Below are 15243 nucleotides of genomic sequence, written 5' to 3'. Positions count from 1 at the left end.
GAAATTATTTGGACACAGGGGGTGAATACGTTGACAGAATTGGAAAAGAAGCTGATGAAACAAATCGAACATTTGACAATTCAAAATGAAAAACAAGCAAAACAAATTGAACAGCTGATTAACCAGCTGACCAATATGAATCGTCGACTATTTGGAACATCATCCGAAAAGAATTCTCAAGGTCAACTCTCCTTCTTCGAAGAAGACAATAATCCCCCTTTTAGCGAGGCAGAGCAACCTGCAGACAAAGCCGTTGAAATAGAGACCATCTCTTATCAGCGAAAAAAATATCAAGGGCAGCGGGCCGATATCACAAGAGACTTGCCTATCGTGGTGGAAGAGCACACTCTTCCGTCCGATAGCCAGGTCTGTTCGTGCTGCGCCAGCCCATTAAAACATCTTGGGAAGCGAGAAGCTCGAACGGAGTTAGAGTTTATCCCAGCTCATTTAGTAAAACATGTACATTATGAACATGCTTATGAATGCTTAGCCTGTAAGAAAACCGGTCAGAATCACATTCTCCGACAAAAAGCACCGGAACCAGCCATAGCTAAAAGTTTAGCTGGACCGAGCGTGTTAGCCTGTAATCTCTATCAAAAGCTGGAGATGAGTATTCCTTATCATCGTCAGGAAAAAGAATGGGCAAGATATGGGTTGAAGGTTTCCCGGCGAACGTTGGCAAACTGGGCGATTCGAAGTTCCGAAGAATGGCTGGAGCCATTGTACCAACAAATGAGAGAAAAATTACTTCTAGAACCTGTGCTCTCCGCTGATGAAACGACCTATCAAATTTTACGCCGGGCAGACGAAAAGTCAGCTACAGCCGATGCGAGGATATGGTTATTTCGAACAGCGGAAGCTGCCAAACATCCCATTATTCTCTACCATTCTTCCGAGACACGCCGGTTTGAAGTAGCAGAAACCTTTCTCAAAGGATTTCAAGGACTTCTTCATTGTGATGGATATTCCGTCTATCAAAAATTAGAAGATGTGCAACTTCAAACGTGCTGGGCGCATGTTCGGAGAAAGTTTTTAGAGACCAATGATTCAAATGGACAAGGCGCCGTCGGCGTCCATTACTGTGACCAGCTTTTCAAGCTGGAAAGGCAATGGAAAGATTTATCTCCAGAGGAACGCCTGCAGCAACGCCAGCTGGAAAGCAAGCCGTTACTGAAGGAGTTTTGGGGATGGCTGGACGCTCTCGTTACAATGAAAGGTCCTTTACAAAAAGCTGTGGATTATACACAAAAGTTAAGGGATTCCCTTCAACGCTTTTTAACAGACGGACGCCTTTTCATTAGTAATAATCTCGCAGAACGTTCCATTCGGCCTGTCACCGTCGGACGTAAAAACTGGTATTTTTCAACCAGCGTAGCTGGAGCTCATGCGAATACCATTGGATACAGTGTTATCCAAACAGCTAAAGAAAATGGAATTGATCCGTTTGAATACTTAACCGTTTTATTTACGGAACTTCCCCAGCTTAATATTTTTCAAGACTCGGAACAATGGGAAAACTATTTTCCATGGAGTCCTTATATCCAAGCCAAGGTGAAGCCACTTTCAAAACATATAAAACGAGCATAATAGCCCTAATGGAGCTTCTTTACAAAAAGTTTACTCCTTTCAGGGCTATTTGTCATGGCGTCATATTATTTCCCGCTTACATACAAAAGGCTATTAGCGCAAATTAAAGAGGGAGGAGATTGTTTTGAATGAAGGAAAAGAGCTATCGTGTGGATTGGGAAGTTATTGAGGAAATTGTTGTATTGCATAGAAGCCAAGGAGGATGGGCAAAAGAGCTGAATTTGATTAGTTGGAATGGAGATAATCCAAAGTTTGACGTGAGGTGGTGGAATTCTGATAAAACAAGGGTTGGCAAGGGGTTCACTTTTACCAAAGAGGAATTAAAAATACTGTATGACACTTTACCAGAAGCACTTCATATATAATAGGCAAATATTTTCTACCGCAGACCATTATTGTTATACTGAAAAAAATGAACAAAAATGGAGTTGATGGGTGAAGATGAGAAAAAGATGGTGGATCAGCTTGATACTATTGTCATTTCTGCTTGTTTTAAGTGCTTGTGGCAATAAAGTAGAAGTTGGCATGAATGAGATTAGTCTAAAAGAGTTAAAGGAAAAATTGGATAGTGATGAATCATTTCTTTTAGTAACATTCACAGCAAGTAAGGAAGATGTGGAAAAATCGGAACTAGTAGAGGCATTTGATAAGTCATTGAACAAAGAAGAACAGACGGCTTTTTATGTGAATTTCGATGGGGAAAGTCAAGACACCCTTGATCAATTAGGTGAAAAAAATACCCCTTCTGACTATAAAGGGGATGTATGGGAGCCAAAAGATGATGGATTAGTTTTAATTGAAGATGGTGGAGTGATGAAAAATCCAAGAGAAACATTGCTTGGGCAGTCTTTAATTGAAGGTACAGCAAATGGTGATGACGGCTATGAAACAAGTTTCATGGAATACATGGAGGATATAGATGCTGGGGTTGCTAGTACACTAGATTTTGCACGACAAAATGATATCGAGTTGAGTTACTGACAATATAGTAGGGGGGGATATCAGTGGTAAATGATGATTTAAAAAATTCTATTACTAAACTTTATCAAAATAAATGTCAAGTAAGCTGTTGTAAAAAACACAGTAGTGGACTAACTTATATTCAACCACCAAACCATTATGGAGAAATCAAATCAAATAATTCGTTGGTTCTATGTGAAGCGCATAAAGACATGTGGGAAAAAGGTGAAATAACTATTGATGTAAATCAATCAATAATCCTTCATATTAATCAAGGCCATATATTACACAATAAGAAAATCCATATAAAGCATAATTTGGATAAAGGGGCGATTGATTGTCATCATTCCTTTATTTGGAAAGGATTGAACACCTATAAGAACCTTGGGAATCTATATTACGTTAAATTAAATGATAATCATACTATCAAGGGGATATATGTTGGTGCTATAGGGGAACGAAAGTATTATCTAAAAGTAAAAAAACCAACAGATAAAGAATTTGATCTTCTTAATATGAATAGAAGGAAAGTATCTATTAAGTATAATATGTCTAGAAAAGAGGTTGATAAATTTCGAAGTACTAATGTTTTAACTTATATAAAACACAACAGTGGAAAAAACCTAATTATTAATAATAGGCATTTTTACGTTGTAGAAAACAAGCAATGTAAAAGAATACCCCAAAAGGTTCGAACAAAACATGCAAGGATAGCGAGAGAGAGGTGCAAAAAAATAAATGAAAGAATTAAGTTATTTAATGAACTTAAAGTAATTCAAAAACAAATTGAACTAAACAAGTTAGTTAGTGAGAAAAGTCAATATCTAGAACAGAGAAAAAACATATTATCTAATGCATTGAATTTATCTGAAGGTGGCCGGAAAATATCTACAAAAACCCACGTTCCATCAAGAGTTAAGATACGTGCACGACATTACAAATAATAATTAAGTACTGTATAAACTTCAATAGTCCTTAATTGACCTAATACTTACTTATATGAATCCATTTTATGGGTTCTTTTTTATTTTGCGAAAGGTGGTGAAAAGATAGATGAACGATGAATCGATGAAAAAACTATATAAGGATTTAGCAGATATCCTCGATTTATCCACTGGCTGGCTGTATGATGATCTTCTCCGTAATATCGGTTGGGGCATTATACAGCTTTTAGTATGGATTAATGATTGGATTGAAGGCGTTGCTACGAAAGTAATTACCTTAGGTGGTTTATATGATAGTGAAGACATGGGTGGCTTCATAGATGTCTTGCAGCCCCTTGCAATCGGGCTGTTTGTCGTTTCTGTAACAGTCCTCGGTTTTATGTTCATGCTGAATAAAGTGGAAAAACGGAATGAAATCATTATGAATGTGTTAATTGCAGTGAGTGTCATTGTCATTCTTCCCAGTTTAATGGGAATGATGGAGGATTTGCTGCATAAAGGGCTGGATACGGTGGAGGCAGATGGGAAGATTTCTGATAACGTGTTAAAAAGGAATATTTCTGATTTAAAGTACTATCTGGATAGTGATTTCAACTATGCTGATGGGACAAATAAAGACACTGTAATGGGGGATGAGAATACATTGCCACATCCTCCCCATCGAACAGATAAAGATATTGGAACAAGTAATTACTATTATGCAAATAAGCTGAAGAACCCCGATTTGATTGATGTAACTGAAAAGCTTGATATCTATGAAGATGAAGGTTGGTTTAGCTGGACAACGGAAGACTGGGTCAAAGAATTGACGAACGATGAAAAGGAATTTTTAAAAAACAGACTTGTTCAAAATGGAGACGGTACTTCAAGGATTGAAAAATTAAGTGAAAACTCGGTACCAGCGACAAACTTAGGGCAGCAAAGTTATTATCGTTATCACGTCAATTGGGCTATTGCCATTACGATATTAGCTGTGACAGGATTTGCCTTGATAGTAACAACATTAAAAATTGGCCGTGCCATGTTTGATTTAGCTTTTCATCAAATATACGCCATGTTTACCGCATCAACGGATATAACAGGTGGCCAAAGATTGAAGAAAGTATTAACTGAAATTGTTAGTACGTTTGCCGTTATCTTTGTGATGATTGTACTTCTGAAATTGTTCATTATCTATGCACAGTGGGCGAATGATTTAGAACAAGAGATTGGAATTGTAGGTGTCATCATTTTGCTCATTGCTGGTGCATGGGCGCTTATTGATGCTCCGGATATCGTACAGCGAACAATGGGAATAGATGCAGGACTTCGTTCAGGATGGCAGGCGATGATGGGCGCATATGCTGGTACGAAAATGGCTGGCGCTGGTGCATCTATGGTTGGAAAAGGTGCTGGGAAAGTTGTTAAGACTGGTGGCAAAACAGCAGGAGGTATTGGTGCAGGTGGAGTTGGTGCATACAAAGGGGTGAAAGCCGGTATGCGAAACAACAATACGAAGCCTGTTCCTCCGCGCAATCCAGATCAAAAAGCTTCTCAACATGAACAACAATTTTCAACGAATGCCGTAAACAATCCAAACGTTGAATCAAAAACAAACACTGTTCCAACAAAGCCAAATACAAGTGTTCCTAGTCGCAGTGGCTCGTTGGCAAGTAGTATCCCAATCAACACAAATAATGTGTCAGGAAGTGATAGTGGTGGGTCAAGTAATGTAGGTGGAGGATCAACTTCATCTAGTCAGCATAAGCCGAATGTCAATGCTGGTGGGCAAGGACATATTCATCCGCAACGAAAGCATACGTTACTTGGCGGAAATCGTACTGTACAACGTGCAAATCATTTTCTTTCCCGAGCACATAATACAGGTTATGACATTGGACAAAAATTGAGCCAATTTAAGGGAAACGTACAACAGGCGAAGCAAATCAAAATAGAAAAAAGGGGATTGAAATCCAATGAAATACGAGATACCGAAAGAGATTAAATCCAAGCCGAAAATAGTAGGATTAGAAATGAGAGAGCTGGTTATTATTTTGATTAGCTCTCTTTTATTATTAACGGTCTTACGGGAATTGGTGCATAGCTTATTTATTCTTTTTTATTTCGGTGTAGCAATTGTAGGCATGATTTATTTGTTTTTGCCGAGTGGCAACAATCCCGAGAAGCGAAATTATGAATCTATCCTATTAATGTTTCGCCATAAAAAGGGAGTGTACCATGCAATGGATAGAAATGAAGTAGAAAATGAACAGTTTCTAAAAGACAAGGAGGGTGAGTAAGCAGAATGCAACCCTTAAAGTTAATTAAATCAAATCCGGAAAAGCTGGATGAGGACACATGTGAAGAAGAGACGGAAATGGTTACAAAGACAAATAAAAAACCTAACAAAATGGTTCAGCTACTGCAAAAGCTCAAACATCAGAAGAAAGTGAAAAAAGAATTTCAAGAAGATATGAAAGAACAAGGCAAAAAGCCCAAGTTGTTAAAACAAACATCCGATATTCTTCCTTTTGTACAAATACACGATGATTACATTCTGCTGAAAGAAGGGGTCATGGACATTTTTCAAGTGGAAACAAAAAACATTCATGCTTTAAATGATGCGGATTTAAATTACCTACTGTTAAATCGAGCGCAATTCCTCAGAAGTTATTTTCGTTCTTTCAAGGAAGTCATCTTAAACTTTCCAACCAATACGGAAATACAGCGGGCATATTGGTTGAAAAAACAGCAACAGGCGAAGAATCCGTCACGGTTAAAGTATATTGAGCAAAAGTTATTCGAATTCGAATATTTAGAAAGAGAACGTTATAATCGGGAGTTTTTCATGTTTATCTATGCAGATGATAAAGAAGAACTAGAAGACCGAAAAGGCGATTGTATGCAAGGGATGCAAAGTTCATTTCCATTACAGAAGTTACCTAAGAACAAAAAAGAACAAATTTTATTTCTATTAAACAACCAAAATACACAGCTTTAAAGAAAGGATGGTAGGTGTGAAACAACATACAAATACTTTTATTGAGGAAGAAAGGAATTCTAAGAAACCAAAACTGGATAAAGCGTTTTTAACGAAAATACAACCCCAAGGTGGCATGACTTTTAAAGATAAGTACATTCAAAAAGGAGACGGTTATGAAGCGTGCGTCCATGTGTGGGATTATCCTTCCAACGTCAATTTGCTTTGGTTGGATAAAGTGATGGCCATGTATGATGTTACCGTTGTGGCTGATGTGACCACAATGGATCAAGATGAAACGATTAGTTCTATCAATAAGAGTATGGTGGAACATGATGTCCGTTTTCGCAGTGCGAAACAAGAATCTGACCGGATGGACGCTCAACGAAGTTATAAAGAAATGGAAGATTTATATCAGCAAATTTCCGAAATGGGGGAAGTCATTAAGCTTCTTCATATTCGCTTATTTGTTGCTTCACCGACAATCTGGGAATTGGAAAGGAAGGTGGAGCAAACCATTTCTAAACTCAATTCCATTGGATTTAAGGGGCAAATATTTTTGAACGAAACCTACTACGAATGGCAATCATTATTCCTGCCCTATGAGCAGCAAATTAAATTTCCGAATAAAAGAGAGGGAAAAGGGATGCCAGCCATTACGCTTGCATCTGGATTACCGTATCACTTTTCAGAGTTAAATGATCGAACTGGCAGTTTCCTAGGCACATCCTTTACTGGTGGAAATGTTCTATTTGATTTGTTTCATAAAGATAAATTAAGACGTTTTTACAATGCAGTCGTTGTTGGGAAAATGGGTGCCGGTAAATCGACTACGTTAAAAAAGTTACTTATGGATAATGAAGCAAGAGGGAATTTCATTCGAGGGTTTGATGTGACAGGGGAATTTAAAACCTTAGTCGATGCACTAGGAGGTCATTCCATAAGCTTGGATGGCAGTGATGGGATTATTAATCCATTACAAATCTATCGGGCAGATGATAAAAGTAATTACAAGGAAGAACGGGCAAGCTTTGAACAATATGAAAAGCAATGTTTTATGCAACATATATCAAAGGTTGCTATTTTTTATGAATTTCTTGCTGGCAGTCCTTCTACAGAGGAAATTGAAGAATTTAAAAAAATCTTACGTATGTTTTATGAATCGCTAGGCTTTATGGAAAAAACTAAAACAACAGGTGTTACGACATTGGGAAACAAAGAATATCCAATCTTTAGCGACTTGCTAGAATATATTCGAGAGCAGCTATATGACAACCCAGAGAAACGAACGATACGTCCCGAATTATCCATTTCACGGGTAGATCGGTTGGAGAAAATTGAATTAGTCGTTGATAACTTAGTGAACAGCTATGCTTCATTGTTTAACGGTCATACAACGATTCAGGATATAACGGATGAACAAGTGATTTTCTTTTCTATCCGTAACCTGACGAAATTAGAAAAGAATGTGTTTCAGGCACAAATGTATAATACGTTAAATTTAATCTGGGATAATTTGATTCAAGTGGGAGCTAGACAAATGAAACAGATGTATGAAAGTGAAACATTTGACCCTGATGATGCCGTTCGATTTTTAATTATGATTGATGAGGCACATCGTTTAGTTAATGCTGAAAATATGTTAGCTGTCTCATTCTTAACAGATTTTGCAAGAGAAGCCCGTAAGTATTTTGGTGGGATGATTTTAGCAAGTCAATCAATCAGAGATTTTGTTCCAGATGATAAAGACACTGCAACCGTCACAAAAATACGTACGTTATTTGAACTAACTCAATATAAGTTTGTGATGCAGCAAGATTCAAACACATTGGACTCTTTACGAACAATTTTTGAAGGGCAGCTAACGGAAAGCGAATTGGAACACGTCCCTCAACTCCAGCAGGGAGATTGTTTATTAAGTATTTCAGGTGTCGGAAACATTATGTTATCCATTGAAGCGAGTGAAGAAGAATTAAAGCTGTTCACTGGAGGGTTGTAAACGATGCGAGAAGATAATCATGAAAAGCGAATGTTTTATAAGTTTATCTTTCTATTAGTAGTGACAGGTTTAATTGTGATTGTTTGTATATGGAAATGGACTGCCGATGATCCAAAGGAACAAGATCCGGAAGAAATGATTGGAACGTCCAGCCAAAAAGAAAACATGCAAGAGCCGGTTAATCTGGATGAGGAAAAAATAAATGCTGTATTAAAAGATGAAGGGAAATCCAAGAAACCGGACGCAGCAGATGAAAATAAGCAAAGTGAACAAACAAAAAATAATCAGGAAGAGGCCGATTTAGAACAAAAATATATCATCCAATATAGTGAACAAGAAGTAGAACAGGCGAAAGAGCAGGCAGAAAAGGTGATTGCTCTTTATTTATTACAGCTGACGGATTGGGACAAGTGGGAGGATGCAGTTACAGCAAATTATCTTGAAAATGTGCAAAAGGAAATGACCAACTTTAAAGATGAAAAAGCAAAAAGAGAGTTAGATGCAATTGATCTATTTGCTTCTCAACCTTTGAAAGATGGAGAAATAACGTATGGCGCATATGCGACATGGCATGTCACCGTGAAAGGAAAATCAACATCTAAACCAATGCAGTTATACTATATTACGTTACAAAGGGAAGATGATAAGTGGATTGTCAGCAACATGGTGACACCGAATAATCAAAACATGGAAGGAGAGGGGAAGGAGAAGTAGTGAAGCATTTAAAACAATTTGCAAAACATATGATAAGGAAGAAGCTACTCGTAGGAACGGGTAGCTTTTTAATTGCGAACATTATTCCTGTCCTAATCTTTCTTGTTCTTTGTACATTGTTGATGGCGGTTATTGGTGCATTAAGTGGTAGTGTTGATCATCAACATAATGATCAAGATGATGATGGTGGAGGTGGTTATATTTGTTCGCCAACAGGTGATATGAATCAAAAAGAATGGGATAGTTACTTTAAGCATGAAGATCGCTCAGGCGTTTTCAAAGGATATGGTAATGATATTATCGAACTATCTGAAGAAAAGGGAATTGATCCAATTCTTTTTGGTGCTATCGCTTTACATGAAACAGGTTACGGAACTTCCAGTGGGGTAGTTGATAAAAATAATCCTGGAGGCTTAATGGATCCTGCAACAGATTGGCAAGCACTACAACGTTTTCCAACATTAAAAGATGGTTTAGAAGCCATGGCAGATACTTTATATAATCGTATTATTGTAGATGGATTAGTAACAATTGAACAACTGGGGGAAGTGTATGCTCCGATTGGCGCAGAAAATGATCCAAACAATTTAAACAAACATTGGATACCAACGATGAAAAAGTTAACTGCAAACATGGGTGGATTAACCATGAATTGTGAAGCAGAAGATCATGTTGATATGGAATTAATCGGTGGTAAATCTTGGGTTTCACCATATACCAAAACCATTACTTCCGGCTTTGGTTATCGGTCGGGATGTGGAAATTGCACCACATTTCATGCTGGGATAGACATTGCAAGTGCTGGGATAAGGAATACACCGATTGTATCTTTTGCAGATGGGAAAGTGACCATAAGTGAATCGAACGGAACAACATTTGACTCCACTATAGAAAACATGGGGAACGGTTATGGCTGGTATATAGAAGTTGACCATGGCAATGGCATTAAAACCCGTTATGCTCATATGGACAAGAAAGGAATACCTGTCGGAAGTGAAGTGAAGGCAGGTGATGTGATTGGTCATGTTGGTTCAACCGGGGCATCAACTGCGCCTCATCTTCATTTTGAGATTTTAATGGAGGGGGAGAAGGTTGACCCTATGCCACACGTCAAATCATTTTTAACAGGCGAAAAATGATAAGGGAAGGAGGATTTAGTCGCGTGAAAAGTAAATTCAATCGTGGAAGGGAAAATAAAGTCTATATTGGCATTATCGTTACACTATGCGTTTTGCTTGGTGTTTTTTTAACGTCTAAATCATGGATGTATGATGATAGTGCCATCGCACAAACGCCATATAATAAATCCGTCAATGGCTTAAATCAAACAACATTAGTTTTAAGGAGTTGGGAGTATAATCCGAAGAATCAACTCATGGAGGTAACGATTGAAACGGTTCATACGGGTACCGATGCAGCGGAACCGACATTTACGTTTGAAGCAAAGGGAAAGGAATCAAAAGAAACCTACCCAGCAAAAAAAGTGTATGAATCCGACAATGTGATGGTCATTCACATTGAACATGTTCCAACTGAATACCGTGTTATCGGTTTGTTTGTGACAGAACACCGGGATGACAAAATACTGAAACAAGAGTATAAACGACAACTGGAAAATGATAGTGATGTTGCTACAACGGAGACAGATAAAATTAAAAAGTCCGATTTGCCGAAGCCGAAAGATGTGATTATTGTGGGGGATTATCGTGAGATTGAAGTAAATAAGAACCTTGTTGCAAAATCGGATAAGGCATATCAAAAAGAAGCAATCGTCACAGACATGGAACGAATCAAACAAGAAATATCTACAATTATAGATGAAAATATTCCTTTCCAACAGGGATTAATTACTACTTTAACAAAGGAGAAAACATCATTAAAAAGTGAAATGGAATTTGAAACGAAGGAAGAACAAACTGAAACAGAGAAGGAAATAGAACATAAAGATAATGCCATTTCCAGTGCAAAAGAAGAAATTGAAGCATACAAATCAAAGGTAAAAGAGCTCAAGGAAAAGTACGATAATCGGGAAGAAAAACTCGATACATTGCTTCATCCTGAACGTCAATTAGTAGAAGAAAATCAAGAGTCGGAAGAGCAGAAACAGCAGCAAGAAGCGAAAAAGAAACATGAAAAACACCAAAAGCAGGATGCGAAAAAGCAGGACAAAAATAAAAAGGATGAATCTAAAAAGGAGCAGAAAAGGCAACAGCAAAAGAAGAAAAACAAAGATAAGCCTTCAGAAAAAGAGGGGAAATAAACATTAAAAGGTCTATATAAAACCTATATATTCAGCAAGAAACACCTATATGAAAGGTATATATTTGACTGGAAAAATGGGCTTACTGGAAAACTAGGCGCTGCCTAGTCACCCACGCTATGTGGGTACACTTTCCCCTTATCCTGTTCAACAATCCCTGTTCTTGTGAACGGGGATTTTCCTATTTTCTATATGATGTGCGGAAGGAGCGAATTTCAATGGAAATTAAGATTCGGGATGTGGATGTTCGAGCAGTAAAGGTGTTAGATGAGGAAGCTAAAAAACAAAAGGTATCAAGGAATGTATTACTGAAACGAATGGTAGAGGATACAGTGAAATTTGATGGGATTAAGTTAGCAGAAAAAGAATTAGATGTGACCGTCAGTCGAGTTGCTGACGGATTGGAAATGACGTTCAAACGATTAAATCATATAGAAAAACGAACGCTCCATCTGTATTTGATTTTATGTGATGCACTTGGATTAAATCCTGAAGAAGCCGATCACATTTTAGATAAAACTTTTGCAATGGGCGACAAGGAGGAGAATTAAAATGAGCATGACAGAAGAGAAAAAACAGGGTTCCTATTTTTTGTTAAGCACTGAAACGAAAGAAAAAATTAAAGTGGCAGCGAATGAAAATCATACATCTCAAGCGAATGCCATTGCCTTAATGGTGGATGCTTATTTTGAAAATAGAGAAGAAGAATATGTTCTATTCAAACAAACGATTTCTGACTTACTGGATGAAAAATTAGGTTTCGTAAAAGAGAAAATGAATCGCATTCAAGTAGCAAGTAATGTTATTGATCGTGACACGAAAATCATTCTGGAGTTCATGAACCATTACTACCTGGTGAATAAATTCAAAAATTTAATTACAACGGAAGAATATAAAACAAAAGGAATGGAACAAGCAGAAGAATTAGTTCAAAAACGGATTCATAAACAGAGGAAAAAGAAATTAGATTATGAACGGCAAAAAGAATTAAAGCAACAAGTTCAATCGGAAAGTCAGGAATAAACAATGAGTCCAGCTGTTGTATTGCGAAGTAAATTTGTTACACCTGGGTCGAGTACATTTAATGATTACATTAATTATATGGATCGTGAAGATGCGAAACAACATGTGAGAATGGATACCTCATCTGATAAGGAAAATGATTTTAATGTGTTCTACAACTTCATGGATTATATGGATGATGAGGAAAAGCAAGGGGAATTATTTACCTCTAGTAAAGACAGATTGGATGGCAAAGAAAAGCAAACAGTCAAAGAACAATTTCAACTAGCACAGCAAAATGAATCACCAATGTGGCAAGATGTCATCTCTTTTGATAATGAATGGCTAGCCAAGCAAGGATTATACGATGAAGCGACTCATACAGTTGATGAAACAAAAATAAGAAGTATAGTACGGGAAACGATGCAAGCCATGTTGCAGGCAGAAGGGATGCAGCAATCAGCAGTTTGGACGGCATCCCTGCATTACAATACAGATAACATTCATGTACATGTCGCAACCGTAGAGCCACATCCAACAAGAGAACGAATGAATGTATTGGATAAGGATTCGAATACATGGCATGAAGAATATCGAGCCAAACGAAAGCCAAAAACGCTGGACAAGATGAAATCTAAAGTAGCCAATGTTATTTTAGATCGAACTCATGAACGAAATAAGGTAGATGAATTGTTGCGTGGAACCATACGCTACAAAAAGGAAAATAATATTTCGTTATCATCTTTCCAGAAAACAGAAACATTATTTAAAGAAGCGATGAATCATTTGCCGGATGATCGAAAACAATGGCGTTATGGTTATCAATCTATCAATGAGGCCAGGCCATATATAGATGAAATAACCAAAGTTTATTTAGAACAGTTTCATCCAGAAGAGATTCAAGCATTAAAAACCAAATTGGATGAAGAAGTAGATGTGATGAAAGAAATGTACGGTGAAGAAAGTGATTATCAACAATATAAAGATACAAAATTAGATGATCTTAAAAAGCGTATGGGAAACGCCATTCTGACCGAAATGCGAGCAGTTGATAAAGAAGAAAAGATGTCGGTCTTCAAGCAAAAAATAGTTATAGGACAGTTTCATGCATTAGATAAAGAAAATCAGCAATCATTTTTTCAGCGGTACAATGGAAAAGGAAACCGTGATTTACATGTTTCTGTTATTCGTTTGAAGCAAGCAATGCGAAAAACATTTCATGATTACAAGCGAGAAAGAGATATGGATGAATTTGATCGGATGATGGAGAAGAATTAATTTGAAATCAAGTGAAGGCTAACAATTTCCCTTTCGTTTTGATATACTTTTGTTAGATTATGTACTTTTCATTTTGGTGCTACCTGTGGGGCTTATAGCCCGCGCTGTACCCGGTGAAGTCTACGTCTGCACTGCAAGCTCCGGAAAGCATAATCGGGTTACCAGGAACAAGCAAAACAAAAACTTAGGCCAGTTTACTCTACTGCTGTAGCACGTGAATTTATTAATTGCCTATGGGGTAACCGTAATGACCTTAAACAAAGTCTAGAACGAGCAGGATATAGTTCAAGTCCTTACCTATTCAAAAGAGGTCTTTCAGTCGTGTTTGAATAGACCTAGAATAATAACAACATCTTGATGGATACGAAACTTTGCTTAATAAATGAAGGTACTATATTATATGATTAGTTAGTTTGGGGGGAGGACTATGAATTTTAGTCAATACAAATTACTAATGACCAGTGGAAATACTGGTATAGAAGCAATGGAAATTGACAGAACGGATTATTATTCGTTTGTTCGAGCTAAGATTGATGAAGGACATAGCCAAATAATAATTTCATCAAGTATCATGTTACACGTTTTACGAAAAATGTTTGTTGAAAAAAAAGCAAAGATTGTTAGTATTGATTTCATTGAAGATGATACTGATTATCTAAATCAAATGAATAATTTAATTGCCTCCGTCAATAAAGACAGAGATTATTTTTATGATTTAATGGAAGAACTATCATTTTTGGCTGAACAAGAATCAGTTGAAATCAAAAACATTCGAATCAAGTATCGAAAAAATGAAAAGCCAATAGATTTATCTTTGTCTGTTAATGGATTGATTAAAGCAGGTGAGAATGAAAATATCGGTGGGGAAATTTCATTTATGGTTGATTCAATATGGGAGAACGTCAAGGATTGGATTTGAAAAAAATAAGGAAGCTAATAATGATTGTTGCGCCAATGATTGCGACATTGTTATCTGCCTATCTAACGAGTGTTTTTCCAGTAAGCGCATCTTTTATTCCCGAAGATCAAGTTTATGGAATAAGTCTGACCTTGTATTCTGGAGTCTTCGTAGCATTATTCACCGGATTAGACTACCTACTTAATTACATTATAAAACAGAAAACAATTATAAAGGTCAAGTTTGCAGCGAACCGACCAGATTTTAATAAAATGTATTTGGTTCACTGTGATTTTAATCAAGATACTGCGACAATTTATATGGAAGTGAAATTGGCAGGCAATCCTAAGAAGTTTCTTCAGAGAGAAATGAAACTGACGCTTCCCGTTCAAGTTACAGCACAAAAGATTGAAAAGTATTCTAAATACTATAAAATTAGCGCGGATAAAAGAAGTGTAATAATTGATTTAGAGAAGTTATTTAACACTGAAAAGACTGAAAGAATTGAGGATTCAATTAATATTGGATTTAAAGTTATTAAAAGCGATGATGAAGTTCAAAGTTATATTGAAACAGTTATAATAGGGCCAAAAAGAAAAATAATATTAGAAAAAAATGATTTATTATTTACGAAATGAGGGT

At 36.9% G+C, this 15243-nt stretch carries 16 protein-coding genes; all 16 read left to right on the top strand.

Annotation, left to right across the window (positions count from 1 at the left end; all coding sequences use genetic code 11):
* The first annotated feature begins 30 nt into the window (after positions 1-30).
* The 16 genes from tnpC to E0E32_RS21165 all read left to right on the top strand — a co-directional run bounded on the left by tnpC (position 31) and on the right by E0E32_RS21165 (position 15239).
* Entirely contained in the window at positions 31-1587 is a 1557-nt protein-coding gene (gene tnpC / locus E0E32_RS21240) for an IS66 family transposase (RefSeq protein ID WP_130859703.1), read from the top strand.
* A gap of 128 nt (positions 1588-1715) precedes the next feature.
* The gene (locus E0E32_RS21235; RefSeq protein WP_130860803.1) at positions 1716-1952 is read left to right on the top strand and encodes a YdbC family protein; all 237 of its coding nucleotides are present in this window, start codon (positions 1716-1718) and stop codon (positions 1950-1952) included.
* A 70-nt stretch (positions 1953-2022) separates the two neighbouring features.
* Complete coding sequence (locus E0E32_RS21230) at positions 2023-2568, top strand: hypothetical protein (RefSeq protein ID WP_130860801.1); 546 nt, start codon at positions 2023-2025, stop codon at positions 2566-2568.
* Between the two features lie 23 nt (positions 2569-2591).
* A complete protein-coding gene (locus E0E32_RS21225; RefSeq protein ID WP_130860799.1) occupies positions 2592-3491 on the top strand; it encodes a hypothetical protein in 900 nt (299 codons plus the stop codon).
* A 109-nt stretch (positions 3492-3600) separates the two neighbouring features.
* Positions 3601-5475, top strand: coding sequence for a pLS20_p028 family conjugation system transmembrane protein (locus E0E32_RS21220; protein ID WP_286172021.1), 1875 nt, complete (start codon positions 3601-3603; stop codon positions 5473-5475).
* Positions 5447-5770 (top strand): DUF5592 family protein, encoded by a 324-nt coding sequence (locus tag E0E32_RS21215; RefSeq protein WP_077356160.1) that lies wholly within the window; start codon positions 5447-5449, stop codon positions 5768-5770. The genes E0E32_RS21220 and E0E32_RS21215 overlap by 29 nt, the downstream gene beginning before the upstream one ends.
* A gap of 5 nt (positions 5771-5775) precedes the next feature.
* Positions 5776-6471, top strand: a complete 696-nt coding sequence (locus E0E32_RS21210) for a TraC-like domain-containing protein (RefSeq protein ID WP_228760280.1) — start codon at positions 5776-5778, stop codon at positions 6469-6471.
* A 16-nt stretch (positions 6472-6487) separates the two neighbouring features.
* Positions 6488-8449, top strand: coding sequence for a VirB4 family type IV secretion system protein (locus tag E0E32_RS21205; RefSeq protein WP_286172020.1), 1962 nt, complete (start codon positions 6488-6490; stop codon positions 8447-8449).
* 3 nt (positions 8450-8452) lie between these two features.
* Positions 8453-9163, top strand: a complete 711-nt coding sequence (locus E0E32_RS21200; protein WP_130860795.1) for a hypothetical protein — start codon at positions 8453-8455, stop codon at positions 9161-9163.
* Positions 9163-10302, top strand: coding sequence for a M23 family metallopeptidase (locus tag E0E32_RS21195; RefSeq protein ID WP_130860794.1), 1140 nt, complete (start codon positions 9163-9165; stop codon positions 10300-10302). The genes E0E32_RS21200 and E0E32_RS21195 overlap by 1 nt, the downstream gene beginning before the upstream one ends.
* A gap of 23 nt (positions 10303-10325) precedes the next feature.
* Positions 10326-11423: a hypothetical protein gene (locus tag E0E32_RS21190; protein ID WP_286172019.1), complete on the top strand. Its 1098-nt coding sequence runs from the start codon at positions 10326-10328 to the stop codon at positions 11421-11423.
* Between the two features lie 218 nt (positions 11424-11641).
* Positions 11642-11974, top strand: a complete 333-nt coding sequence (locus tag E0E32_RS21185; RefSeq protein WP_130860793.1) for a hypothetical protein — start codon at positions 11642-11644, stop codon at positions 11972-11974.
* A gap of 1 nt (position 11975) precedes the next feature.
* Positions 11976-12446, top strand: a complete 471-nt coding sequence (locus E0E32_RS21180) for a hypothetical protein (RefSeq protein ID WP_130860791.1) — start codon at positions 11976-11978, stop codon at positions 12444-12446.
* Between the two features lie 3 nt (positions 12447-12449).
* Entirely contained in the window at positions 12450-13703 is a 1254-nt protein-coding gene (gene mobP2 / locus E0E32_RS21175) for a MobP2 family relaxase (RefSeq protein ID WP_130860789.1), read from the top strand.
* Positions 13704-14130: 427 nt separating this feature from the next.
* The gene (locus tag E0E32_RS21170; protein ID WP_130860787.1) at positions 14131-14622 is read left to right on the top strand and encodes a hypothetical protein; all 492 of its coding nucleotides are present in this window, start codon (positions 14131-14133) and stop codon (positions 14620-14622) included.
* Positions 14595-15239, top strand: a complete 645-nt coding sequence (locus E0E32_RS21165; RefSeq protein ID WP_130860785.1) for a hypothetical protein — start codon at positions 14595-14597, stop codon at positions 15237-15239. Before E0E32_RS21170 ends, E0E32_RS21165 begins: the two co-directional genes overlap by 28 nt.
* Positions 15240-15243: the final 4 nt, after the last annotated feature.

Source organism: Gracilibacillus phocaeensis (genome assembly GCF_900626275.1).
GTDB classification, from domain to species: Bacteria; Bacillota; Bacilli; order Bacillales; family Amphibacillaceae; genus Gracilibacillus; species Gracilibacillus timonensis.
The sequence above is the reverse complement of the archived record's forward strand: the minus strand, read 5'-3'. Positions and strand labels throughout refer to the sequence as shown.